Genomic DNA, 23,464 nt, shown 5'->3' on the forward strand with positions numbered 1-23,464 from the left:
CTCGCGTGCACGAGCAAGACCGAACCAACACCGATATGGCGCTCATTGTCGAGCAGGGGCTGTCACAGGACCGCGAACACGGTTCCGTGGTGGCGTGGAAATTCCTTGCAGCGCACCATGTACCCGACGAGGTCATCCTGCGCGTACTAGCGGACCCCGCCATGCGCCGTGGCAGTGACGCGCCGGGGCAGATTTCACCTCTGCACCACCCGCCCGCAGCGGACCCGCCCCCATCCTGAACCTTACCTGGCCGTAATCGTTGTCTTACATGCAGGCAGCCCGGCTGCCGACAGCAGAGAAACCGTGTCCGTAGGATAATAATTCCATTATTCAAAATCCACGGCAGGGCCATGCGATTGATTGAACAGCATTATCTCAAGGGACCTAACCGCTGGGGCAGAGGTAATTACCTGCGCCTGCTCATCGACCTGGGCGACCTGCATCTGGCGGCCAGCGCGGACCTGCCCGGCGTGGCTGAGCGTCTGACCGCCCTGCTGCCAGGCCTGGAGGTGCGCGCCGACGTGTTGCAACACCAGGGCCTGCTGGCGGAAATGCTGGGCATGGTCATGCTGGAAATGCAGCGCGCTGCCGGCAATGGCAGTGCCGCGGAGCGTCTGCAATTGCTCATTGGCCGCAAGGGTCAGGTGCGCATGCTCATCTCGTGCGAATCGGAAGCGGAGGGCGTCAAGGCGTGCGCCGCAGCATTCGCAATCTTCGCCGCGGTGCTGGGCGAAAGACCGGCTGGCCAAGCCGCTCCACGGCTTCCGCCAAAGGAAGTCGCTCCCGTCGCGCTGGCGATGGCAGCCGCTATGCCAGCGGGGACGATGCACGCGCCTTGAACCAGGCCGCTGTTTCTTCGTCTGCAGGAAAAAACGTTTCGACCCGCAGTTCGTGCAAGGTCACGTCGCGCGGCGTGCCCAACGTGGAGATGGTGGTAAATAGATTAAGCGCTACCTGATTCTTGCTGATGCCGACCGGCAGGAACGGCAAGGCCGGATGCTCGTTGCCCGACGCGGCATCATTGGCAGCGCTACCTGCCATTGCCGCCAGTTCCGCCAAAAGCTGACTGGCCTGACTGCCCGGCCCGTCACCGAGCGCCTCGCGTGCAATCCATTGCAGCAAGTCACCCGCCACCTCACGCCAGTTGGACAAGTATGGCCGCACGCCGTTCGGGTCCAGCATCAGGCGCAGGACATTGAGCGAGCCATCGAGCGCAATCGGCGTACCGGCCGGCAGATCCAGCAGCCAGCAGAACAGCCCGGCGGCAGGCGGATTGCACATGCGCAGATTCCACAAGCGGTCGACCACCAAGGCCGGGTATGGTGCTTGCTGCGCCAGCATGAAGTCGAGCGCGGTACGCACGGGTCCCAGCTCCGGGTCGGCCAGGTCGCGCTCGCGATAGGCTGGCGCAAAGCCGGCCGCCAGCAACATGACGTTGCGCTGGCGCAGCGGAATATCGAGGGCGATCCCCAGCTTGAGGATGAGATCCTTGCTGGGCTGCGCGCGCCCGCTTTCCAGAAAACTCAGATGGCGTTGCGAGACCGCACCCAGCGTCGACAGCTGCAGCTGGCTGTAGCCGCGCTTGCCACGCCAATAGCGCAGGGCCTCGGGAAAATCACTGAAATAGTCGCGCGGCGCGGCGCTTGCAGAAGTAGGCGTATTCATGCAATCACTCTAGCATGCGTGCCGAGGCGATCCGATTACCTGGCAGGTAATTGCCGCCCTTACGCCCGGCGCGCACACTGGACTCGTCATCAACCAAGGAGAATTGCCATGAAAACGATCCAGCCATCCCCTCTTCTCAAATGGTCCCTGCTTGCCGATGCTATCGCCTGCGCCCCGCTGGCGCTGTTGCAGGTAACGGTACCGGACTGGCTAGCCCGTCAGACTGCCATCCCGGCCAGCTTGCTGACAGGCAGCGGTGCCTTTCTACTGCTCTACACGGCGCTGCTGCTGATTCTGGCAAGCCGTCCCGTGGTCTGGAAAAGCCTGATCGACTTGATCATCGTCGGTAATCTGGGCTGGGCAATCGCGTGCATGGGATTGCTGGTGGCCGGGCCCTTCGCCGCAACCACACTGGGCGGCGCGTATCTGGTCCTGCAAACCCTGGCAGTTGTGGCACTGGCCGTGCTGGAGTGGCGCGGTCTGGCAGCTTCCATCGCTAGTACACGAAGCCGTGACGGCCACGCTCGTCTGGCGTAAGGCCAATAAACCGCACCGTGGCGGCGCGAGCATCCCACACAAAAGGGGCGCCCGTGTAAGGGTTGCGCAGCGCCGCTTGAGAGAGCCGTTTCGGTACTTGGACAGGTAACACACCTGCGGCTCTTAGCTCGGCGGTCAGCAAGGCGGCGCGGCGGCCGCCTTCAATGTCCGCCAATTTACGCGCATAGCCGCCCCAATCGTTGACTTCTCCCAGGATAGTGGCGCGGCCCCACAAGTTATAGGCGTCGAACTCTCGTCCGATCGCGTGCGCTGCCTGTTCCGCCGACGCAGCTTCCTTCAGAGCATCCGCGAGCTGGGGGTAATCAACGTCAAGTGTATCAGCGGCCTTCGACAAACGCGCTGCGTAGGCGTTCATGGTAGCCTGCGGCTGCAGCAACGGTGCTATCACGGACCAGCGGAGCCACAAAAGTGGCTCATCCTTGCTGGCCGCTTCGCTGGCCAGGTCTTGCAGCTGCGTTTTTGTAAACAGGTATTCGCCCAGAAACACGCGCCGAAGCGAACGCTCTTCGATGCTGACAGGGACGCGCCATTGCCCCGGCAAGGCACTCGCTTGCATGCTTGCCGGCAGAGCCGCGAGCACAATATTTCCCCACTCAAAATGGCGCTTCAAGGCCACCGACGCGTACATTTTCCTGATCAAATCATCGCTGGTGGCAAACACCATGCGCCAGAATCGTTGGTCGGACTCGAGCAACTCGCCAACTTGCTGGCTGCGGCCCGCCCGAGCATGCTGCCAGGCAGCGAGCATCAGCAAACGCTGCCCGGCAGAGGCGCTGACCAGATCCGGCAGCCTGTCACTCACCCTGACCGGCAGCGGCGCCTGCCACGCTTTGTTTGCAAGCATGCCGCGGTAGCGGGCCAACATCCATGCCTCGTCATCGAGCACGCTGGCGATATCCTTGTCGCTCGCCTGGAGCAGTTTGCGGCAGGCCTGATCGAGCGCGCTGCAGCCATCGAACAGGGCATCGCGCGCCGCATTTTTCTTTTTTTGAAGGACCGGATCGCCAGCGCGAATGGTGCCCCAGCCGACGAGATAAGTGTGACCATTGTCGCGATCGGCCAGGGGCAGCCTGGCACTGAATTGCTGTTCAAACTGCGCCGCTTCCGGCGCGATCGGATGGTCGTGCCGGTTGATGAAAAGCAGTCCCAGGTACAGTGCCGCTAACAGCAGCAGTGGCCACACCAACAGGCGCACCAGTATGTGCAGGTAGCGCTTCATTTAATAGACAAAGGCATGAACGCCAGGGTCGCCTGCTTCCAGGCCATCGAACACCACGCTGCCTGTTGACGCATGCCACCAGAAGGGCTTGCCGGGATATGGACTCTCCGCCGCCGCCGTCCTCAGCGCTTTCTCGACCTGCTCTGCTGGTACGCCGCTGCTGCGCAGTTCGACTGTCGCCAGCGCAGCCATCCGTACGCCTTCCAGATCGGCCAGACGCAAACCATTTTTCAGCACCACTTCGCGGTTGTCGTCCGCCAACGCTTTGCCGACCAGGTTATAGCCGTTCCAGAAGCGCCCGCTGGATCGCGCCCGCTCAACAATGACCTTGGCTTCGGTTTTGGCAGCAGGCAGTTTGCTGTAATCAACATCCAGCAAGGTCGCAATACCGATCACGTCGGCAGCATAGTCGTTCAAACTGGCCTGCGGCTTTATCAAAGGACGGACAAAGAACGCGGCAAATTCATTCCAGGCGCCTTTCGGATCGTCGGTCCGTGCCAGCATGTCGGTGAGAGTGAACCGAACCAGCCGCATTTCGCCTCCAGCCACAGGCAACACCGAGCGCTCGTCGATCGATATCGGGACCTGCCACATTGCGGGAATGGCGCTTCGCTGTGCTTCAGGTGGCAGACTGCGCAGCACCAAATTACCCCATGTTAGATGCAACTGGGTGCCCTTGGCCGTTATCATTTTCCCCAGGAGATCATCGGATGACGCCAGGGCAATGCGCCAGAACCGCGCATCCTTCTCGAGCAGCGCGCGCACGCCTGCAGCGTCGCCAGCGCGCGCCAGGGTCCAGGCGCGCAGCATCAGCAGGCGCTGGCCATCAAACAGCGGTCTGAAATCGGGCCATGGTCCATCCGCATTGGCGATGGGCGGAAACCGCCAGCCACTGTGCCCAATCAATTGCTCGTATTGCCTCAGCGGCGCCGCGTCTTGCACCAGCCAGGCGCGCACCTCATGCTCGCCTGCGTCGAGCGCGCGCGCACAAACCTGGTCGCGTTGCGTGCACAGTTCAAGCAGGTTCTGAAATGGCGGGGCCAACTTCCGCTTCCGGTGTCCGTCTGTGCCGAACTGCTGCTGCATCGCGATCAGGGCCAGATAGCCATTATCAGAATCGGGCAATGCTGGACGGCGTCCCGCCATCTGTTCCAGCCGGGTTGCCTCGGGTGTGGGCGCAGCATCGCGCCAGTTGATCGCCCATACCAGCAGGTAGAGCAAGACGGGCAGCAACAATGCACCCCCAAGTAGCCTGACGAAGATGCTGTGCGCGCGTGATCGGTTCATTTGTAAGAAGGCGGACATGAGGAATCAGGGAGCGAGTTTAACAAAATACAACTATTCCGGCAGGTAATATTTATATTGCGCAGGATCAAATGTGGTTTTCTGAGAGGAAATAAAGGCGGCGCGTCCGGTATCATGCGTGTGGTCACCTTCCGCCTTGCACGCAATGACCCACGCGCCTGACTTACCCGATTTTCTGGTTCGCCTGTCCCTCGACCTGCATGCGGACACGCGCGCCATTCGCCGCGCCTACGCGCGCGAGTTGCGCCTGATCGATCAAGCCGCGGACCTGTCAGGATTTCAGAATTTGCGCGAGGCCTATGAGACCGCGTTGCACTGGGCCGCGCATCAGCAAGCGCAGGCGCCGCAGGACAATCCGGAACAGCAAGGCAATACCACGGATTCAACCGACGGCGCCGGACCCACGGTAACGCTGTCCAAGCACGGTCCGGCCGCATCGCCGGCGGCAGACCGAAGCGATGCAGCGTCGCCGGGCTCGGCCAGCACGGTCTTCCAGCAGCTGATTGGCGCCTGCTACCATTTGCTGTCCCAGCCCCAAGGCGCAGCGCTGCCTGCATGGATAGACACACTTCGTGCCGCACTGGCCGATCCGGCGTTGATCAGCCTGATCGCGCGCCATAGCTTCGAGCACATGCTTGTCGACTTTCTTGCCAACGGATGGCGCCCCGGCAAGGAAAAGCTGTTGGCAGCGGCGGCTGAGGTCTTCAATTGGGAACACGATCATCGCCACCTGCCGCAGTTTGGCGCGAGCGGCGCCATCGTCCAGCGCGCCATCGACGAACGCGATATCTTTCTGCGCCAGCCGCCAGCCGATCTCGAGATTGACCGCAAGATCATCGAACGTTTGCGCAGCGGCACTGACCCCACACCCAGGCAGCTCAACGACGACATGGCCTACCTGGAACGGATGCTGGGACGCTTTCCGCACCTCATGGCGCTGAGCATTGACGGCGACGCCGTGGCACGCTGGCGCGAGATTTTTGCTGCCAACGGTGGCGTGTTAAAAGAGATCAAAACCGCTGGCGCGCACCACACCACCGCGGAACCTTCGTTCGGCTTCGCCCCCTGGGGTCTGGTTATCATGCTTCTTTTCACCATGCTGCGCGCGTGCGGCACGCACTAGCTTTCGCCGCAAGGCGCGCGTCGGCAACATGCCGAAAATGCTATGCTTTTCGCTCATCAATTGCCGGAGAATCAAATGCACGTTCTGATGGTACTGACCTCGCACGATCAGTTGGGCAACACCGGCCACAAAACCGGCTTCTGGCTGGAAGAATTCGCCGCGCCTTACTACGCCCTCAAAGATGCCGGCGCCAACATCACCCTGGCCTCACCGGCCGGCGGCCAGCCGCCGCTCGATCCCAAAAGCGACGCGCCTGAGTCGCAAACCGAGGCCACGCGGCGCTTCAAGTCCGACCTCGATGCGCAGGCTGTGCTGGCGTCCACCTATCGCCTGGCCGACATGGCCCCGGCCGCGTTTGACGCCGTGTTCTACCCCGGTGGCCACGGCCCGCTGTGGGACCTGGCTGAAGACCGGGATTCCATCGCGCTCATCGAAGCGACCTATGCCGCCGGCAAACCCCTGGCACTGGTGTGCCATGCGCCGGGCGTACTGCGCCATGCCAAGGGTGTGGCAGGCAAACCACTGGTGAGCGGCAAGAAAGTGACCGGTTTCACCAATTCGGAAGAAGAAGCTGTGGGCCTGACCAAGATTGTGCCTTTCCTGGTCGAAGACATGCTGAAGGAAAACGGTGGTCTCTACACCAAGGGCGCCGACTGGCAATCGTACGTTCTGACTGACGGCAATCTAATCACCGGCCAGAATCCTGCCTCATCAGAAGAAGCGGCAAAGGCCTTGCTGGTGCTACTTAAAAAAGGGATTGCTGCGGGCTAGTCAGCGCCGTGAAGTCATCCTGCACGAACGGCAAAATGGCGTCCGCAACGGGCTGCAGCTGGCGTGTCAGGTAATGGTGATAATCAATCGGAGCGCGCCGGGTTTCCAGCGGCTCCGGTCCCGCCACGGTGATCACATAGCGAATCCAGCCGCCATTCTGATACTGCAAGGGGCGCCCCTGCTGCCGATTGAATTCATCGGCCACGCGCGCAGCCCGCACATGGGGCGGGACATTGCGCTCGTAATCGTCCAGTGGGCGGCGCAAACGCTTGCGATACACCAGCAATTCATCAAATTCACCACGCGCGGTACGCAGCACATAATCGCGTACATAATCCCGATACGCCTGACCCTTGAAAATGCGGGCATACAGCTCTTGCTGGAATTGCTGCGCCAGGGGCGTCCAGTCGCTGCGCACGGTCTCCAGGCCCTTGTAAATCATCTGCTCGCTGCCGTCGGCGCGCGTGACCAGGCCTGCATAACGCTTCTTGCTGCCCTCTTCCGAACCGCGAATGGTCGGCATCAGAAAGCGCCGGTAATGGGTTTCAAACTGGAGCTCAAGAGCGCTGTCGAGATTGAACTCATCGCGCAAATGCTGCGCCAGCCATTGGTTCACATGGCCCACCAGTGCCCGCCCAATTTCGGCAGCCTTCTCTTCGGTATGCGCATGCTTGAGCCAGACGAAGGTGGAATCGGTATCGCCGTAAATAACCTGATAGCCCTGCTCTTCAATCAAATCCCGCGTCAAATGCATGATCTGCTGACCGCGCAGTGTAATTGACGATGCCAGGCGCGGATCAAAGAAGCGGCAACCGCTGGAACCGAGCACCCCATAAAACGCGTTCATGATAATTTTCAGCGCCTGCGACAAGGCCTTGTTCTGTTCGCGCTTGGCGGCGTCGCGACCATCCCAGATCTGCTTGACGATGGCGGGCAGGCAGTGCTTGTCGCGCGCAAAGCGGGCGCCAAGAAAGCCTTCCACCGTCGCGCCCTGATCATCGTTGCGCATGCCTTCCACCAGCCCGACCGGATCAATCAGGAAGGTGCGAATGATCGACGGATACAAGCTTTTGTAATCGAGCACCAGGACCGAGTCATACAAGCCGGAACGCGAATCCATCACGTAACCGCCCGGGCTGTTTTCACCGGCAATGTCGCCCAGATTCGGCGCCACAAAGCCCTGGCGGTGCATCATCGGCATGTACAAATGCTCAAACGCGGCCACCGAGCCACCGCTGCGGTCCGCCGCCAGCCCGGTCACACTGGCCCGTTCCAGCAAAAACGTCAGTAATTCGGTCTTGGCGAAAATGCGCGTGACCAGTTCGCAGTCTTTCAGGTTATAGCGCGCCAATGCCGGCTTGTCTTCCGCAAAACGGCGGTCGATTTCGGCCATGCGCTGATACGGGTTATCGATCGACTTTCCTTCCCCCAGCAGCGTTTGCGACACATGCTCCAGACTGAAGGAAGGAAAACTCCAGGTGGCTGATTTGAGCGCCTCGATCCCGTCAATGATCAAACGGCCCGCAGCCGCGGCAAAGAAATGCTGCTGCTTGCCGCCATGCTCGCGCCATTCCATGTCGCTGCCATCACGGCCGAAACGCAGCGCCATCTTGTGCCGTTCGGCGTGCTTGCGCAGCACGCGCAAGTCAAATTGGACCAGGTTCCAGCCAATAATCGCATCCGGATCGTGGCGCGCCATCCAGTCATTGAGGCAGTCGAGCATGTGCGGGTGGCTGTCGCAATACTGCAGATCGAAATCGAGCGTGTCATCACCGCCGTTGGGTGGCCCCAGCATGTACACCTGGCGCTGGCCGCAACCTTCCAGCGCAATCGAATATAACTCGCCGTGGGCGGTCGTTTCAATATCGAGCGATACCAGCTTGAGGGTGGGACGGTAACCCTGCGCGGGTTTGAGATGCGACGCGCCGATCAGCACGGGCGCAGTAATAAAGCGCTCCATCAGGTAACGCTCGGGCGGGCGGATGTCGGATTCGTAGACGTCGATACCAAATTCACGCAAACGCTTGGACAGCTTTTGCAATTGACGATACTGGCTGCAATACAAACCCATCACGGTGCGGTGATGGAAGTCGTACAGCACCAGGGGGCGCAATTCCCAGCCGCGCTCGTCGGCCAGGACTTGTTCGGCGTGCGCCCGCTGTTCGGCCGGCACAAAGGCCACCGAGGTTTGCGGCGGCAGGCACAGCCGCTGCGGGCCGGCATCGGTAGCGAGCCAGAACACGACTTCGGTGCCGTCCGGCGTGTCGCGCCAGTGGCGCGTCAGCAGAAAGCCGGGTTGCAGTGAATCCACGCTTGCCACCTGCGGATCAGACCGGGTCGGCAGCGTCCAGGAAGAAAATGGCGTACGCCTTGGCAGGCTCTTTCTCGGTCGGCTTTTCGATTTGCACCTGGGCGCAGTCATCGGCCACCAGACTGCGCCAGTTTTGCACGCCAGCATTTGAGTAAATCGCGTTTGCCTTCGATGACAGGCTGATATCGAGCGCGATACGGGCGTTGCGCTTGCCGGTCTTGGCATAGTTCACGCCGCGCAGCTCGAACCCGTATGCGGCCAGCCACGGTTCCCACAGGCCCGATTCCACGCCCTGCACAATACGATTGAGCATTTCGTGCAGGGGCAAACCTTTCTTGATCACACGGCGCAGCATGTCCAGCGATGGCGCCATGCGCGCGTCCGGGCTGTTTTTGCCAGCACCGTACTCGGCGATCGCCTTCAGTTCCTTCGAAAACGCCGCATCGCGCTCGGTGTAATCGCGCATTCTGCCGTAGAACTCGGCATCGAGAAAGGGATTGTCCGCGCGGCCGGTGGCAATTTCGGGTTCGCGCTTGGCGACGGGTGGTTTTTTGTTCGACATGGCTTTGGACGCGAGGGATAAGAGGCGTAGTTTAACACTCGCGGCCGCGCGTCATTTCATCACAGTGAGCCGGTGTCGCTTTCCGCCACGGAAGGTGTAGATCGTGAGCACCCCATCTTGCACGTCACCCCGCTTGTCGAAGGCAATCGTACCAGTCACGCCCTTGTGCCGTATTTTGGCAAGAAATGGCAGGTACACCGCAGGATCGGGCGACTTTGCCTGCTGCATGGCATCAACCATGGTCAGCACCGCATCATAGGTGTAGGGCGCATAAGTGAGCACGTCGATGCCGTATTTGCGGCGGTAGGCGACGCGGAAATCATCCATGCCTTTTTGCTGCGAAGCTTCGACCCCGCCCGCCTCGGCGCAGATCACCTGGTCGTCCGACATGCCGTCACCGGCCAGGCGCGGCACCGAATCGGAGCACATGCCATCACCGCCCATGAAGTTGGCCTTGATGCCCAGTTGCTTCATCTGGCGCAACATCGGTCCGGCCACGGCATCCATGCCGCCAAAGAAAATCAGATCTGGCTTGGTACGCTTGATCGCGGTCAGGATGGCGTTGAAATCCGTCGCCTTATCCGTCGTAAATTGCTGCGACACGATGCGCGCGTCGCCGCCCAGGCGCTTGACGTTCTTGATGAACTCGTCGCCCAGGCCCTTGCCATACGCAGTCCGGTCATCGATCACGGCAATGTTCTTTGCCTTGCCAATTTGCACGGCGTATCGCGCCAGGGCTGCGCCCAATTGCTCGTCGTTGGCAATGTTGCGGAAAGTGGTGTTGAAATTCTGGCGCGTGTATTGGGGATTGCTGGCCGAAGGCGAAATTTGCGGAATGCCCGCATTGAAGTAAATGCGCGACGCAGGAATGGTCGTGCCCGACGTTTCATGGCCGATCACGCCATGGACCTTGGCATCGACCAGCTTTTGCGCCACCACCGTGCCCTGCTTCGGATCGGCCGCATCGTCTTCGGCCTGCAGCGCCAGGCGGTAGCGTTTGCCACCAATTACCAGACCCTTGGCATTGACTTCCTCGACGGCCATGCGGGCGCCGTTTTCATTATCCTTGCCCAGGTGGGCAATGGCACCCGAGGTGGCGGCGACGTGGCCAATGCGCACCACATCTTCCGCTTGCACGGCACTTGCCGCCAACAATGCCAACACCCCAACTGAACTTGCCTTCAACATGCTAATCCTCAACGTAAATATACTGCAGCGCAGCAACGATGGGAGAGCATAGCATGCCAAAAACGGGCTTGCTGCCGGGCTTAGCGGCCTTCTTTGACGGCGATGTCGACCAGCTTTTTGCCATCGGCACTGACGACGCAGCGCGCGACCAGGCTCGACGCCATGCCTTGCTCATTTTTGGCTGAAAACTTGAGCGTCATTTCGAGCTGGCCATTGGCGCCCTTGGTGACGGGCGCGGCCGGATCATCCTGGTAGGAAATCGAATTTTTGTTGATGGCACGCGACTCAATGTTGTCCATGCAGATACGGCGCGCGCCTGCGTCCAGCGGGCCTTCCGGTGCGGCAGTCTTGCTGCAAGCGGTCAGGGCAAGCAAGGCCAGCAGGGTTAGTTTTTTCATGGCATCTCCAAAAAATTTGTTGGAAATGATACACGAGGCAAGTGCGCCCTAATCGTCCTTTTCCACAAAGCTCTTGAGCCGTCCCAGCGCCAGTTCCCAGTCGCGTCCGATTGCCTCCAACGTACGCCTGGCCTCATCGATGCCGGCCGGTTCCAATTGCCACAAGCGTTCGCGGCCCACTTTCACGTCACGCACGACGCCAGCTTCGGCCAGCACATTGAGATGCTTGGTCACGCCCTGGCGGCTGATCTCGGTGTTTTGAGTCAGCTGGGCAATCGAGCAGGCAGCGCCTGCGCTGAGCTCGGCGACCAGGCGCAGACGGGTGGGGTCACCCAGCGCGGCGAACACATGGGCCAGCGATTCATTCGCGCGGGAAGAATCGCCGGCCCCAAGCAATGTCTTATTCGCTGACATAGCGCGCCAGATTGTTGAGCTGTGCATCCCAGCCGTTGCCATTCATCTCGAACGCCTTGCGCCGGCGGCCGGCCGGGATCTTGTCAAAACCGGACTCGACAACGGTCAGCAACACGCCCTGCCCTGCCGCATCCTTGAGCGTGAAGGTGACCAGGGTTGGCTCTTCCAGCGAATAGTCGATCGACGTATCCATCGGATAAGGATGCCAGTGCAAAGACATGGTCTCTTGCGGTTCGATGCGCTCGATCTGGGCGCTGAACACCAGGCCGACGCAACTTGGGTGCGTGAACGGTCCGGTCATGGTGCGCCCTGGCTCGAAGGCTTGCCCGCCAAAATCGACACCAAACCAGGCGCCAAACTCGGCCGAATCAGTCAGGGCGCGCCAGACCCGCGCGCGCGTGCCCTTGATCACAATGCTGCGCTCGATGCGGTCGGTCTCCGAAGGGCTGGTCATGCGGTGGCACTCCTTTCCAATGTGTGCGAGGGGGCTGACGGCGTGCCCGTATAGGGTGTTCCGACGCCCGTTTCCAGGTATTGCTGCAAACTTGCCAGGAAGTGTGCCCAGCCATTTTCGCAGATTCCATAGCATTCCAGCGAGGGCAGCAGACCAAGGTGCGCAAAATCGACACGTGTGCCGGCCGCGCCGGCGTCGCTCAGCTGAAAGACGGGCCTGGTGCCCACCCATTCATCCGGTTTGGTGATGTGCTCGCCGAGGGTGTGCGCGCGGGTGCACTGCCAGCGTACTTCGCGTGGGGCATGCGCCGCTTCGACACGCATGTCGTTGTAGCATGCGCCAAAGCGGAAGTGGATGGTCCCGCCAACGGCAGTGCTGCCGTCGCAGTCATTGGTCCACCAGCTGCGCAATCCGGCAATGGTGGTCAGGGCGGCGTACACCGCTTCGGGGCGGGCAGCAATGGTCACACTTTTTTGAAAATGGTTCATTTCGCTTCTCCTTTAAGCAACCAAATGGTTGCGTATTGGAGTATGAACTCCCAAACAGTTAAATGCAACCATTTGGGTGCATTTAATTTTACTGTGTGCCGTCGCTAACGAAGCAGGAGATCGCCTGCGCAGCCTGACCACTAAAACGCAATTTGAATTTGAGACCGCGTACGGTTAAGGCGATACGGGCATAGCCAAACATGTGGTGATCTGTTCTTTGGAGATCGTGCCACGGGACCAGGACAGGCCACATCACCAAGTTGGCAGGAAATGCGGGGCGCAACCACAATCCCTCCGGGTAACATTCCAGAGCGACCCCCAGCCTTCCCCACTTCATCCCGACGTATAACCATCGATACGAGCCGTTTGAAATCATGCGTGTTTCTGGCTTGGGCGCGGGATACAAAGCCCGCAACTCACGCCAGCCCGTGATCCATCCGGACGCGTATGTCGGCAAAAAGAAGAACAGCGAAACGAAAACGAAAAAGCCCAGAACATCAAGCATGCAGAGCCTCCGCAAGGTGCGCCCGGGACTGCCACTTGCGCAAGCCCAACCCGATGAACAGCAGCGATAAGGCAAGCAAGGCCAGCACTTCGACCCGCACCTCGTGCAAGGAAGCGCCCATCTGATTGGTGGCGATAAAACCCTGAATTGCCGCAGTGGACGGGAATAGCCAGCGCACCGGCTGCACGACGTCGGGCAAGGCGCTGATCGGCCAGCTGAGGCCGGACAGGAAAATAATCGGCATCGAAGTGGCCACCAGCAACTGCACGCTGCGCTCCCGAGTGCGGAAAAACAGTCCCATCAACATGCCCAGCGCAGCCACGCAATAGGCGAAGACGATCGTCAGCACCAGGGATCCAACAAAGTTACCGCCGCGTGGATAGTCCTGCCACCAGAACACAAAACCAAAAAAGTACATTGCGTTGAGCACGACCACGAGCGCGAACGCGTTTAACGCGCCAAAGTACGCTGCGCCGCTGCGCTGATAAGGGAAGGATTTGGCACTGGCCCAGGTGCCAAATAGCAAACCAATCCCCAGCAAAAAGGTTTGCTGCATCAACAGCACCACGACGCCTGGCACGATATATGACGCGTAACCTTCGTGCGGATTGAACAAGGGAACCGATTCGGTGGTCAAAGGCTGGCGTTGCTCGTCGATTTGCTGGCGCGATGGGGACGCTGCATTCAAGCGCTTGAGCTCGACACCTGCCGACAGCGTGCCCACCACCTCGGCAAGCGCATTGAGCGCCACTTTGTTCAGCATGAGGTAAGTGCCGTTGCCCGACACATTGATCTCAGGCTGGCGTCCAGCAAGTAGTGTGTGGCTGAAATCGGATGGAATGAGCATGGTGCCCGAGATTGTGCCTTTCCACAGCAAATCCTGCGCCTGTTCCGGTCTGGCCGTCACCGCCACGACTTCCACGCCCGGGTGGGCAGCGGCGTAGCGAATCAACTGGCGCGACAAAGACGAATTGTCTTGATCGATGACCGCGATTGGCACACGCTGCACCGTCTCTTTGCTGTAAGGGAGCGGATAGAAGAAGGAATAAATTATCCCGGACAGGAAGAACAGCGTGATCGCTGCCTTGTCGCTCAGAATCGCACGCCAGGTGATGAGGAACGCTTTCATGTTTTGCCCCAGCTGTCGGGCTGCTTCACACGGCGCAGCAGGAACAGGTAAGCCAGGCCGCCGAAGACCACAGTAAAGGCAAGCAATACCGCAATGTCGCCTATTCCATAGCGTAAGGGCGCGCCAGCGATCCAGGTCCGGTTCAAGAGCGGCAAGTAGTGCGTCAACGGCAAGGACTCAGCCCAGACGCGCGCGGCCAGCGGCATGGCCAGGATCGGAAAACCCTGGCCGGTAAAGGCAAATGCGGGTGCCGTAATGAAGGCGCATGCCGACAAGGCCGCGCGCAGCGAACCCGTTGCGGCGGCAAGAAAGGCGCCCATGGCCAGATACGCAGTAATAAAACATAGCGTGCCCAGTCCCAGCGCCAGCACACTGCCCGCTACTGCCCAGCCGCGCAGCGCGCCAAACAGAATCACAATCAAGGCCGTGTGCACGGCAAAGGCCAGCAGCGGAATCGCCAGCTTGGCCGCCAGGGCAGCCGCCACATTGCCGCGCGCCGACGCCAGCCATTGCGGGACCGTGGCCATGCGCAACTCGCGCCCGACCGCTGTCACCGCCGCCAGCGTAACAAAAATATGGAGCAGGCTGAACGCCACAGGCAGTGCCAGCGCGGGTTCGTAGCTGCCGTTTTCGTTGTACAGGCTGGTCGCCCGGGTGCGGATCGGCTCGTACAATTCCTTCGCCTGAACCGACGCACTGCCGCGCTTGGCGCGTGCCTGCAGCTCGATGCCGACCGACATGGTGGTCACGACGGTCCGCACGTCCCGCGTCATTGACCCCGTATAGGAAGGAAACTGCGCGTTGTAGGCCCATTGCACTTTCACGCTGCGCGCGCCGCTGATATCGCGCTGCATGTCGGCAGGAATGAAGACGATCCCGAACGCCTCGCGCCTACGCAGCAAGGCAATGGCTTCCGCTTCGCTATTGACGCTGTCGGCCACGTGCAAGCCAGGAGACTGCTCGAGCATGCGCGCCAGGGTGCGCGACATGACGGAGTGGTCGCGATCAACAATCACCAACGGCAAGTCGCGTGGAATTCCCGATGAGAAAATCCACCATGCAAAGACGATCAGGGCCAGCGGGATTGCGGTCAGCATGGCCATGTCCCAGTGGTCCGCGCGCAACCTCGCCCATTCGCGCGCGATGGCCGAACGCAGCGGGTGGCCTTGCAGTTCCTCGCTCATCAATGCTCGAAGACGACCGTCATTCCGGGACGCATGCCTGCGACAGCCGTGGTGGGCCGCAGCCTGATCTCAAAGGTGCGCAGGTCGGTGCCGCCGGGACGCGCCGCGCGCCAGGTCGCAAAGGCTGGCAAGGCGGCCACATAGGTCGCCTTGAACTGCGCCCGGGCTTTGAGTGCTGGAATAAATCCTTCGTGCACAGTGCCCACAGCAAAGGGCTTGAATTCATCTTCACGCACCGAGACCACCGCCCAGATGTCGGACAGGTCGACCAGCGTCACCACCGGGAAACCTTGCGGCGCCAGCTCGCCGGTCTGGATCGACAACTTCGCCACTTCGCCTGCCGTCGGGGCCTTGATTTGGGTTTCCGCCAACGCCGCTTCGGTCTCGGCCACCACGCCGCCTACCTGCCGCGTCTGCGCTTCGGCGGCCAGCTTGTCTTCCGGCCGGGCACCGCGCTGCGCCATGTCGTATTGGGCCCGCGCTGCCTGCGCCAGTTGCTCGGCGGCGCGCCATTGCGCCTGCGCTTCGTCACGTTTTTGCTGGGCGATCACCCCTTCCTTGAACATCGCTTCGGCGCGCTGGTATGTCAGCTTGGCAATGCCGGCGCCCGTCTGCGCCCGTTCCCAATTGAACTTTGCTGCAGTCACCTCTTCGGGCCGCGCACCCGCTTGCGCCTTTTGATTCACGGCACCTGCGGCATCTTGCGCCGCCTTGGCTTGCGTCATCTTCGCGCGCACTTCCGGGCTGTCGAGTTCAAACAGGAGTTGGCCTTGCGCGACCTGGGCGCCCAGTGCCACGTGGATCTTGCCAACGCGGCCAGGCACCTTGGATGAGACGTTCGTTTCCTGCGCTTCAAGCTGCCCCTGGATCGGCTGGTGCACAGGCTGGAACGCGGCATACAGTCCCCAGCCCAGCAAGCCGATGACAACAACGGCAGCGATACCGGTACCGTATTTTTTGGAAGAAGCGGCCATGGGATCAGTCTTTCGTAAGTTCAATGATGCTGCCGGCGGAGGTCGACAATGGTGCCAGCCGTTCAGGCTGACCCGTGGTGCCCAGCAGCTTGGCCAGGGCCAGGTCATACTCATAGGCAGCCTGGGCGCGTTCCAGGTGGGACTTGGTCAAATTCAAGGACGCGTCGGCAACATCGCTGGAGGTGGCTTGCGCATTCTTGAAGCCGACCTGTGCCAGGCGCAGCGTTTCCTGCGCCAATTCGATGGCCGACTGCATGGACAGATACCGCAGCCGGGCATTTTCCATCGTGCGCCATTGGTTTTCGGTGAGCGTTGGAATGTCGCGATTGGCTTGCTCGGCCATCACTTCCACCCGTTGCTGCTCCAGGCGGGCCGCTTCGCGCATCTTGGCCTTGTCGATACGGTCCACCAGCGGCACGCTGACCGACATGCCAACCAGCCAGTTGGCGCGCGCATAAGTACCGCCGCCGCGGTTGAGGTTGTAATTGGCCACCGCGACCACGGTGGGACTGTAGGCGCTGCCTTGCAGCTTGAGCGCCCCTTCCGCCTGGGTGCGTTTGCTATCGACCTGTTTGAAGGCGGCATTCGAAGCCAGCGCACGTTCGATGAAGGATGAGAGTGAGCCAACGCTCTCGCCATGCACGAACAAGGGCGTATTCGGCTGCACCACATCCTTGCGCCCCAGCAGGCGATTGAGTGCTAATTGCGCAATTTCCAGGTCGCTGCTGGCCTTGGCTGCTTCGCGCTTTGCATTGTCCATGGCCACATCGGCCTTCAGGCGCTCCACCTTGGAAATCAAGCCCGTGCGTTCCAGTTTGCCCGCCATGGCCTGATGGTCGGCAAACACCGCCACCGCTGCCGTGCGCAAGCGCGCTGCTTCGCGTGCCAGTTGCACCGAGAAATAGCGTTGCGCCAATTGATTGGCAAGCTCATCGTCGCTGGTTTGCAGCGCCGCACCGGCTTCTTCGGCACGTCCTGCAGCAAGCTGCTTGACTGCATCGAGCCGTCCGCCAGTGTAGAGCGGCCACACCGAGGCCAGGCCTAGCGAGCGCAGATTGACAATGCGATCGGTCCCGATGGAATTGGGAATCTCGGGCAAGTTCAGGCCGGGAATCTGCGGCAGATGATCGATGATGGGGTTGCCTGCCTGCGCCAGCCCGCTGGTATCGAGGTTAACGCTGGTCGACACGCGTCCCAGAAAACCGGAGAGCCGCAGATCCGGGCCATCGATGCGCCGCAACGCTGCCGCCTGCAACTGCTTTGCCTGCATGTCGAGCTGCGCGCCCTGCACCGCCCCCGCGTTCTGCCTGGCCAGGTGCAAAGCCTCGCCATAACTGACGGCATTTGCCTCTTGCGCGCGCGCCGCGCTGACGGCGCAGGCCGCCAGCACCACCGCACTCCACATCCTGTTTACCTGCATGTTCACTCCGATCCCGTCCAATTGCTGCATTAGCAACAATACAGCGAATGGTCGCGCACCGTCTACTCAGCAGTTCGAGGGGGCTCTCTACCGAACAGCATGGACAAACATTTCAGCAGATACCGAAATCGGCATCACTGCAAAATCGCTGTTCAGCCCGGCAAGCACGGCTGGCCGTAGAGACAACATTTATTTGTCTTTTTCGTTAACAAAATATGATCGCAAAAGACGACCAAGTAGCTTGACATTGTATGGACGAAGCCGCTAACCTGCCGTACATACGAAAAGTTTTCAAACTTTATTTTTCGTCTGCCAGTCATACAAAAAGCCGCAATCTCACTATGAAGCCGTCACATAACGGCCCCCGAGAATTCCCCAAAGACAACTTTGTATAGTAAAAAACACATGAAACTTTCAGTAAATTATGAAATCGATTTCATTTTGAAACTGTTAAGTGCAATTTGCATCTAAATTTCCAAGAATCAACTTATATTTAACAGTATTGATGTAGCAGTAGCACTCTTGACATACCAGTTTCTTCATAAAAATCACCCAACCACGCAGGAGACTTCCATGATTCGCTTTACCAAAGCCATTCAAAAACGTATGCCGGCACCGCGCCTGAACTGGGCCAGCCGGGCCGTGCTGGCCATCTCGGCCGGCGCAACACTGGGCTTGTCGCTCATGCCGGCAGCCAATGCCGCACCCGATCCCGAGTACAACAAGCGCTTCCTGGCGCAATACCAGAAAATCAAAAATCCGGCGAATGGCTACTTCAGCGCCGAAGGCGTGCCCTACCATTCGGTGGAAACCTTGATGGTCGAGGCCCCCGATCACGGCCACGAGACCACGTCCGAGGCGTACAGCTTCTGGCTCTGGATGGAAGCGCAGTACGGCCGCGCCACCGGCGACTGGGCACCGCTGAACGCCGCCTGGGCCAACATGGAAAAGTACATCATTCCGTCCCAGGCCGACCAGCCCACCAACAGCTTCTACAACCCGAGCAAACCAGCCACCTACGCGGGCGAATACGACCTGCCCAAGAGCTACCCTGCGCCCTTGAACAACGGCGTCCCCGTCGGCATCGATCCGATCGCGAACGAACTGCAAAGCGCCTACGGCACCCGCAACATTTACGGCATGCACTGGCTGCTGGACGTGGACAACTGGTACGGCTACGGCCGCTGCGGCGACGGCACCAGCAAGCCGGCTTACATCAACACTTTCCAGCGCGGCGCACAAGAATCTGTGTGGGAAACCGTGCCCCACCCTTCGTGCGAAACCTTCAAGTGGGGGCGCAACGGCGGGCAACAGGGTTTCCTGAGCCTGTTCATTGGCGACTCCAGCTATGCCAAACAATTCCGCTATACCAATGCACCGGACGCTGACGCGCGCGCCGTGCAAGCGATCTACTGGGCGTCGGTGTGGGCCAAGGCACAGGGCAAAAGCGCTGACGTGGCCGACCTGGTGAAAAAAGCGTCCAAGATGGGCGACTACCTGCGCTACGCCATGTTCGACAAGTACTTTAAAAAAATCGGTAACTGCGTGGGCAACACCACCTGTCCTGGCGGCAGCGGCGCCACCGACAACCAAGGCATGCGCGACAACCAGCACTACCTGATGAGTTGGTATTACGCCTGGGGCGGCGCGACCGACACCAACGCCGGCTGGGCCTGGCGCATTGGTTCCAGCCACAATCACTTCGGCTACCAGAATCCGCTGGCCGCCTGGGTGCTGTCGAGCCTGCCTGACTTCAAACCACTCTCGCCGAGCGCCGCTGGTGACTGGGGTAAAAGTCTGACGCGCCAGCTCGAGTTCTACCGCTGGCTGCAATCGGCCGACGGCGCCATTGCCGGCGGCGCCACCAACAGCTATGGCGGCGATTACCTGGCAGCCCCAGCAGGCACGGCCACCTTCCACGGCATGTTCTACGACGAAAAACCGGTGTACCACGATCCGGCCTCGAATACCTGGTTCGGCTTCCAGGCCTGGTCGATGCAGCGTGTGGCCGAGTACTACTACGCCACCGGCGACGCGCGTGCCAAGACCGTGCTCGACAAGTGGGTCACCTGGGCCCTGTCGCGCACGACCCTGTCGGCCGATGGCAGCTTCGCGATCCCGAACACTCTGTCGTGGAGCGGCCAGCCGGATACCTGGAATGCCGCCGCACCGGGCGCCAATGCCGGCCTGCGCGTGACCGTGGTGGACACCACCAACGACGTGGGCGTTGCCGCAGCCTACGCACGCACGCTGATCTACTACGCAGCCAAGGCCAACCATGCGCCATCGAAAGCGATGGCGAAGCAATTGCTGGACCGTATGTGGGCCAAGAACCAGGATACGCTGGGCCTGGCAGTGGACGAAAAGCGCGCCGATTACCTGCGCTTTGATGACGCTTACGATCCTGCCACCGGCTCGGGCGTCTATATTCCCGCCGGCTGGACTGGCACCAACGGCCAGGGCGCGACCATCAATTCCAGCTCGACCTTCCTGAGCATGCGGCCGAAATACCAGCAGGATCCGCAGTGGCCCAAGCTGAAGGCCTACCTCGATGGCGGCCCTGCCCCGACCTGGCGCTATCACCGCTTCTGGGCCCAGGCGGACATTGCCATGGCCATGACCGACTACGCCAACCTGATCGGCGGCACCGATACCCCATCGGTCCTGGCCAGTGCCGCATCGCTGGCCGTACCCGAGGGCGGCAGCGCCAACGTCGGCATTACCTTGTCGAAAGCGCCGGCAGCCAATGTCACCGTTGCCGTGGCCAAAGTGGCCGGCGGCGATGCCGACCTGAGCACCGCAAGCACCAGCCTGGTGTTCACGCCGGCCAACTACAACGTGGCCCAGCCGGTCACGATCAAGGCCGCGGTCGACGCCGACCAGCTCAACGGCAGCGCCGGCTTTAACTTCAGTGCCACCGGGCACCTGGCAGCGGCGGTTACCGCCACGGAAATCGACAAGGACGTGGTGGTGCCGGTGACGCTGGTGGTCAGCGGTGGTCCGTTGTCTGTACCGGAAGGCAACAGCCGCCCCTTCCAAGTGCGTCTGGGCAGCGCGCCGAAAGCCAACGTCGCCGTCGCGGTAGCGCGTACCTCGGGCGACACAGACCTCGTTGTGACGACGGGTTCGACGCTGACGTTCACGCCGGCCAACTGGAATGTGGCGCAAAACGTGACGATTGCCGCCGCCAACGACGCCGACAGCGTCAATGGCAGCGCCACCTTCACGGTATCGGCCAGCACGGCCACCAGCGTGACAGTGAACGCCACCGAAGTGGACAAGGATGTCGTGGTTGCAGGCAACTGCGCAGTCGAGTTCAATACCAGCAACGACTGGGGTAGCGGCCAGGTACCGGCCATCACTTTGCGCAATACCGGCACGACACCAATTGACGGCTGGGCGCTGACCTGGACCGAGTCGAACGACGTGGTCCTGTCCAACTCATGGAGCGCGACGCTGAGCCAGTCCGGCCGCAATTTCCAGGCATCGGGCGTATCGTACAACCAGTCGGTGCCAGCCAACGGCAGCGTCAGCTTCGGCATGCAACTTGGCTACAGCGGTGCAAAACCTTTGCCGCTGAACCTGAAGTGGGCAGGCCGTAACTGCACCATCGCCGTCAACTAAGGCGCAGGCGCCGCGCACCATCGGCTGCGCGGCGCCTGTAGGTCCCATACCGGAGGACAATGTCCATGAAAACCCGCATCATCAGCCTGACCCTGGTGGCTGCCGCGCTCGCACTTGTTGCGGGCGCTGTCGCTGATACACACCGAAAACTAAATCACTTGCGCGCCAGCAGCGACGAGGCCTGGCGCGAGATCGCTGCCATTCAAGAACAGCGGGTCATCGTGGCGAAAGCAGCGCTCAACAGTGTTGCCGGCAGTGTTGATCCGCAATTGCTACTGCAGCTCAACGATAAATTGCAACGATCGACTGCCATGCCCGCCCGGCTCGTCGCGCTGGATGACCCCGCAGCCATTAACGCGTATAAACAAGGGCACGGTGAACTGACTGGCGCCCTGTTTGTGCTGACGACCCGCGCCACTGTCTCCACCGGGCCGCTGGAACAACTGCGTACGCAACTGCCGCGTGAAGAAGCAGCATTGGCGGACGCACGTGAACGCTATCGCGAGGCAAGTGCCGCATTTAATGCACGCAATAGGGGTGCGCTTGCCGCCCTGCTGCGCTATCGGCCGCTGGAACAGACACTTTAACTTTAACGACAAGGACATCTCATGACAATCCAACACCTTCGCCTGCGCCGCGTTGCGCTTGCCGTGGCCCTGACCCTCGCGGCCGCTGCGCCACTGCAGGCCCATACCGTTTCGGGCACAAAAATACTGAATGACAACGGACAGCAAATCGTGCTGCGCGGCGTTAACTGGTTCGGCTTCGAGACCACAGACAACTCCGTGCACGGCTTATGGGCGCGCAACTGGAAGGACATGCTGACCCAGATGCAGAACAACGGCTTCAACGCCATCCGCGTGCCGTTGTGCCCTGCGGCGTTTCGCGGCAATGGCAAGCCCAACTTCGACGCGACGCTCAATCCCGACCTAGTCGGACTCAATACAAGTCAGTGGCTGGATGTTTTCCTGAAGGAGGTGGACCGCCGCGGCATGTACATCCTGCTGGACCATCACCGCCCAGACTGCCAGGCGATTTCGGAACTGTGGTACACGCCCGCCTATAGCGAGGCGCAATGGCTCACCGATCTGGAATACCTGGCACAGCACTTCTCCGGTCTGCAGAACCTGATCGGCATCGATATCAAGAACGAGCCGCATGGTGGTGCCACTTGGGGCACGGGCAATACCGCAACAGATTGGAACCTGGCGGCGGAACGCGCTTCGGCACGCATTCTGGCAGTCAATCCACGCTTGCTGATCTTTGTCGAAGGCATTGAACGCAACCCTAGTTGCCAGGGGAACGCCGGCCACTTCTGGGGCGGCAATCTGGAACCACTGGCTTGCAAGCCGTTGAACATTCCGCGTAACAAGCTGGTGCTGTCGCCGCACGTGTATGGACCCGACGTGTACAACATGGATTATTTCAACGCGTCCAACTTCCCCGCGAACCTCCCTGCAATCTGGGATGCCCATTTCGGCCGCTATGCCGCTAGCTATCCGGTCGTCATTGGCGAATTCGGCGGCAAGTACGGCCATGGCGGCAACGCGAAAGACAAGATCTGGCAGGACGCCCTGGTGACCTACATGAAGCAGCGCGGCATGACCAGTTCCTTCTACTGGACCTGGAACCCGAACAGCGGTGATACCGGGGGAATTTTGCAGGATGACTGGAAGACGGTATGGGCGGATAAAGTGTCGCTGTTGAAGCGACTGTGGGATACCACGCCAACGCCGACACCGACACCGACGCCAACTCCGACTCCAACGCCGACTCCGACTCCGACGCCTACGCCTACGCCTACTCCAACGCCTACGCCTACGCCAACGCCGACGCCTACGCCTACGCCAACGCCGACGCCGACACCGACACCGACCCCGACACCAACGCCCACGCCAACGCCAACGCCAACGCCACCAGGCATCTCCACTACCCTGCGCGTCAGTTCGGAATGGAACAGTGGCTACTGCGCCGACGTCACGGTCAAGAACAGCGGCACCACGCCGGTCGACTGGAAAGTCCAGCTGACTGTGCGAGGCGCCGTCAACAACCTGTGGAATGCCGACTGGACGCAGACCGGCAGCACCCTGAAGGCGTCCGGCAAGGACTACAACAGGACCGTGCAGCCAAATGGCACCCAGGCGTTCGGGTTCTGTGCGGTAAAGTAGTCGT

At 60.8% G+C, this 23,464-nt stretch carries 23 protein-coding genes; 8 read left to right on the top strand and 15 right to left on the bottom strand.

Annotation, left to right across the window (positions count from 1 at the left end):
- Positions 1–5 precede the first annotated feature (5 nt).
- Positions 6–239, top strand: a complete 234-nt coding sequence (locus BUC24_RS26680) for a hypothetical protein (protein ID WP_143167548.1) — start codon at positions 6–8, stop codon at positions 237–239.
- A 111-nt stretch (positions 240–350) separates the two neighbouring features.
- On the top strand, positions 351–839 hold the full coding sequence (locus BUC24_RS16480; RefSeq protein ID WP_073218472.1) for a hypothetical protein: 489 nt from the start codon (positions 351–353) through the stop codon (positions 837–839).
- Here BUC24_RS16480 and BUC24_RS16485 read toward each other — a convergent pair.
- Positions 808–1,665, bottom strand: a complete 858-nt coding sequence (locus tag BUC24_RS16485; RefSeq protein WP_073218475.1) for a helix-turn-helix domain-containing protein — start codon at positions 1,663–1,665, stop codon at positions 808–810. The two genes, BUC24_RS16480 and BUC24_RS16485, sit on opposite strands and share 32 nt — an antisense overlap.
- Before the next feature lie 108 nt (positions 1,666–1,773).
- On the opposite strand from BUC24_RS16485, the gene BUC24_RS16490 reads away from it, so the two are divergent.
- Positions 1,774–2,202, top strand: coding sequence for a hypothetical protein (locus BUC24_RS16490; protein WP_073218478.1), 429 nt, complete (start codon positions 1,774–1,776; stop codon positions 2,200–2,202).
- Here the strand turns inward: BUC24_RS16490 and BUC24_RS16495 are convergent.
- Positions 2,162–3,442 carry a hypothetical protein gene (locus tag BUC24_RS16495; protein WP_073218481.1) on the bottom strand — a complete coding sequence of 427 codons (1,281 nt, stop codon included), beginning with the start codon at positions 3,440–3,442 and terminating at the stop codon, positions 2,162–2,164. The two genes, BUC24_RS16490 and BUC24_RS16495, sit on opposite strands and share 41 nt — an antisense overlap.
- Positions 3,443–4,747, bottom strand: a complete 1,305-nt coding sequence (locus tag BUC24_RS16500; protein ID WP_143167549.1) for a hypothetical protein — start codon at positions 4,745–4,747, stop codon at positions 3,443–3,445.
- Between the two features lie 241 nt (positions 4,748–4,988).
- Here BUC24_RS16500 and BUC24_RS16505 point away from each other — a divergent pair, with 241 nt between their 5' ends.
- Together BUC24_RS16505 and BUC24_RS16510 are read left to right on the top strand one after the other, a co-directional pair.
- Positions 4,989–5,870, top strand: coding sequence for a hypothetical protein (locus tag BUC24_RS16505; protein ID WP_143167550.1), 882 nt, complete (start codon positions 4,989–4,991; stop codon positions 5,868–5,870).
- A gap of 75 nt (positions 5,871–5,945) precedes the next feature.
- Positions 5,946–6,641 carry a type 1 glutamine amidotransferase domain-containing protein gene (locus tag BUC24_RS16510; protein WP_073218489.1) on the top strand — a complete coding sequence of 232 codons (696 nt, stop codon included), beginning with the start codon at positions 5,946–5,948 and terminating at the stop codon, positions 6,639–6,641.
- Here BUC24_RS16510 and BUC24_RS16515 read toward each other — a convergent pair.
- From BUC24_RS16515 to BUC24_RS16570, 12 genes are all read right to left on the bottom strand, one after another.
- Positions 6,616–8,952 carry a DNA polymerase II gene (locus BUC24_RS16515; protein ID WP_073218492.1) on the bottom strand — a complete coding sequence of 779 codons (2,337 nt, stop codon included), beginning with the start codon at positions 8,950–8,952 and terminating at the stop codon, positions 6,616–6,618. The two genes, BUC24_RS16510 and BUC24_RS16515, sit on opposite strands and share 26 nt — an antisense overlap.
- A 16-nt stretch (positions 8,953–8,968) precedes the next feature.
- Positions 8,969–9,514 carry a hypothetical protein gene (locus BUC24_RS16520; protein ID WP_073218493.1) on the bottom strand — a complete coding sequence of 182 codons (546 nt, stop codon included), beginning with the start codon at positions 9,512–9,514 and terminating at the stop codon, positions 8,969–8,971.
- A gap of 51 nt (positions 9,515–9,565) precedes the next feature.
- Positions 9,566–10,702: a branched-chain amino acid ABC transporter substrate-binding protein gene (locus BUC24_RS16525; RefSeq protein WP_073218496.1), complete on the bottom strand. Its 1,137-nt coding sequence runs from the start codon at positions 10,700–10,702 to the stop codon at positions 9,566–9,568.
- An 80-nt stretch (positions 10,703–10,782) separates the two neighbouring features.
- Entirely contained in the window at positions 10,783–11,100 is a 318-nt protein-coding gene (locus BUC24_RS16530) for a hypothetical protein (protein WP_073218499.1), read from the bottom strand.
- A 48-nt stretch (positions 11,101–11,148) separates the two neighbouring features.
- Complete coding sequence (locus BUC24_RS16535; RefSeq protein WP_073218501.1) at positions 11,149–11,514, bottom strand: ArsR/SmtB family transcription factor; 366 nt, start codon at positions 11,512–11,514, stop codon at positions 11,149–11,151.
- The gene (locus BUC24_RS16540) at positions 11,501–11,968 is read right to left on the bottom strand and encodes an SRPBCC family protein (protein ID WP_073218504.1); all 468 of its coding nucleotides are present in this window, start codon (positions 11,966–11,968) and stop codon (positions 11,501–11,503) included. The genes BUC24_RS16535 and BUC24_RS16540 overlap by 14 nt, the downstream gene beginning before the upstream one ends.
- On the bottom strand, positions 11,965–12,456 hold the full coding sequence (locus BUC24_RS16545) for an SRPBCC family protein (protein ID WP_073218517.1): 492 nt from the start codon (positions 12,454–12,456) through the stop codon (positions 11,965–11,967). The genes BUC24_RS16540 and BUC24_RS16545 overlap by 4 nt, the downstream gene beginning before the upstream one ends.
- A gap of 88 nt (positions 12,457–12,544) precedes the next feature.
- Positions 12,545–12,961, bottom strand: a complete 417-nt coding sequence (locus BUC24_RS16550; RefSeq protein ID WP_073218520.1) for a hypothetical protein — start codon at positions 12,959–12,961, stop codon at positions 12,545–12,547.
- Positions 12,954–14,090: an ABC transporter permease gene (locus BUC24_RS16555; RefSeq protein ID WP_073218522.1), complete on the bottom strand. Its 1,137-nt coding sequence runs from the start codon at positions 14,088–14,090 to the stop codon at positions 12,954–12,956. Before BUC24_RS16555 ends, BUC24_RS16550 begins: the two co-directional genes overlap by 8 nt.
- On the bottom strand, positions 14,087–15,274 hold the full coding sequence (locus tag BUC24_RS16560) for an ABC transporter permease (RefSeq protein WP_073218525.1): 1,188 nt from the start codon (positions 15,272–15,274) through the stop codon (positions 14,087–14,089). The genes BUC24_RS16555 and BUC24_RS16560 overlap by 4 nt, the downstream gene beginning before the upstream one ends.
- A complete protein-coding gene (locus BUC24_RS16565; RefSeq protein ID WP_073218528.1) occupies positions 15,274–16,248 on the bottom strand; it encodes an HlyD family secretion protein in 975 nt (324 codons plus the stop codon). Before BUC24_RS16565 ends, BUC24_RS16560 begins: the two co-directional genes overlap by 1 nt.
- 4 nt (positions 16,249–16,252) lie before the next feature.
- Entirely contained in the window at positions 16,253–17,668 is a 1,416-nt protein-coding gene (locus BUC24_RS16570; protein WP_073218530.1) for a TolC family protein, read from the bottom strand.
- 573 nt (positions 17,669–18,241) lie between these two features.
- Here BUC24_RS16570 and BUC24_RS16575 point away from each other — a divergent pair.
- From BUC24_RS16575 to BUC24_RS16585, 3 genes are all read left to right on the top strand, one after another.
- Positions 18,242–21,292 carry a glycoside hydrolase family 48 protein gene (locus BUC24_RS16575; RefSeq protein ID WP_073218533.1) on the top strand — a complete coding sequence of 1,017 codons (3,051 nt, stop codon included), beginning with the start codon at positions 18,242–18,244 and terminating at the stop codon, positions 21,290–21,292.
- A gap of 65 nt (positions 21,293–21,357) precedes the next feature.
- Complete coding sequence (locus BUC24_RS16580; RefSeq protein ID WP_073218536.1) at positions 21,358–21,879, top strand: hypothetical protein; 522 nt, start codon at positions 21,358–21,360, stop codon at positions 21,877–21,879.
- 21 nt (positions 21,880–21,900) lie between these two features.
- Complete coding sequence (locus tag BUC24_RS16585) at positions 21,901–23,460, top strand: cellulase family glycosylhydrolase (protein ID WP_073218538.1); 1,560 nt, start codon at positions 21,901–21,903, stop codon at positions 23,458–23,460.
- Positions 23,461–23,464: the final 4 nt, after the last annotated feature.

The organism is Massilia sp. CF038 (assembly GCF_900129765.1).
In the GTDB taxonomy this organism is placed as follows: domain Bacteria; phylum Pseudomonadota; class Gammaproteobacteria; order Burkholderiales; family Burkholderiaceae_D; genus Telluria_A.

What these genes read in the sequence shown, in the direction of transcription:
- BUC24_RS16480 (WP_073218472.1), top strand. Translation starts at nt 351, where the DNA reads ATGCGATTGATTGAACAGCATTATCTCAAGGGACCTAACCGCTGGGGC.
- BUC24_RS16485 (WP_073218475.1), bottom strand. Translation starts at nt 1,665, where the DNA reads ATGAATACGCCTACTTCTGCAAGCGCCGCGCCGCGCGACTATTTCAGT.
- BUC24_RS16490 (WP_073218478.1), top strand. Translation starts at nt 1,774, where the DNA reads ATGAAAACGATCCAGCCATCCCCTCTTCTCAAATGGTCCCTGCTTGCC.
- BUC24_RS16495 (WP_073218481.1), bottom strand. Translation starts at nt 3,442, where the DNA reads ATGAAGCGCTACCTGCACATACTGGTGCGCCTGTTGGTGTGGCCACTG.
- BUC24_RS16500 (WP_143167549.1), bottom strand. Translation starts at nt 4,747, where the DNA reads ATGTCCGCCTTCTTACAAATGAACCGATCACGCGCGCACAGCATCTTC.
- BUC24_RS16510 (WP_073218489.1), top strand. Translation starts at nt 5,946, where the DNA reads ATGCACGTTCTGATGGTACTGACCTCGCACGATCAGTTGGGCAACACC.
- BUC24_RS16520 (WP_073218493.1), bottom strand. Translation starts at nt 9,514, where the DNA reads ATGTCGAACAAAAAACCACCCGTCGCCAAGCGCGAACCCGAAATTGCC.
- BUC24_RS16525 (WP_073218496.1), bottom strand. Translation starts at nt 10,702, where the DNA reads ATGTTGAAGGCAAGTTCAGTTGGGGTGTTGGCATTGTTGGCGGCAAGT.
- BUC24_RS16530 (WP_073218499.1), bottom strand. Translation starts at nt 11,100, where the DNA reads ATGAAAAAACTAACCCTGCTGGCCTTGCTTGCCCTGACCGCTTGCAGC.
- BUC24_RS16535 (WP_073218501.1), bottom strand. Translation starts at nt 11,514, where the DNA reads ATGTCAGCGAATAAGACATTGCTTGGGGCCGGCGATTCTTCCCGCGCG.
- BUC24_RS16540 (WP_073218504.1), bottom strand. Translation starts at nt 11,968, where the DNA reads ATGACCAGCCCTTCGGAGACCGACCGCATCGAGCGCAGCATTGTGATC.
- BUC24_RS16545 (WP_073218517.1), bottom strand. Translation starts at nt 12,456, where the DNA reads ATGAACCATTTTCAAAAAAGTGTGACCATTGCTGCCCGCCCCGAAGCG.
- BUC24_RS16550 (WP_073218520.1), bottom strand. Translation starts at nt 12,961, where the DNA reads ATGCTTGATGTTCTGGGCTTTTTCGTTTTCGTTTCGCTGTTCTTCTTT.
- BUC24_RS16555 (WP_073218522.1), bottom strand. Translation starts at nt 14,090, where the DNA reads ATGAAAGCGTTCCTCATCACCTGGCGTGCGATTCTGAGCGACAAGGCA.
- BUC24_RS16560 (WP_073218525.1), bottom strand. Translation starts at nt 15,274, where the DNA reads ATGAGCGAGGAACTGCAAGGCCACCCGCTGCGTTCGGCCATCGCGCGC.
- BUC24_RS16565 (WP_073218528.1), bottom strand. Translation starts at nt 16,248, where the DNA reads ATGGCCGCTTCTTCCAAAAAATACGGTACCGGTATCGCTGCCGTTGTT.
- BUC24_RS16570 (WP_073218530.1), bottom strand. Translation starts at nt 17,668, where the DNA reads ATGCAGGTAAACAGGATGTGGAGTGCGGTGGTGCTGGCGGCCTGCGCC.
- BUC24_RS16575 (WP_073218533.1), top strand. Translation starts at nt 18,242, where the DNA reads ATGATTCGCTTTACCAAAGCCATTCAAAAACGTATGCCGGCACCGCGC.
- BUC24_RS16580 (WP_073218536.1), top strand. Translation starts at nt 21,358, where the DNA reads ATGAAAACCCGCATCATCAGCCTGACCCTGGTGGCTGCCGCGCTCGCA.
- BUC24_RS16585 (WP_073218538.1), top strand. Translation starts at nt 21,901, where the DNA reads ATGACAATCCAACACCTTCGCCTGCGCCGCGTTGCGCTTGCCGTGGCC.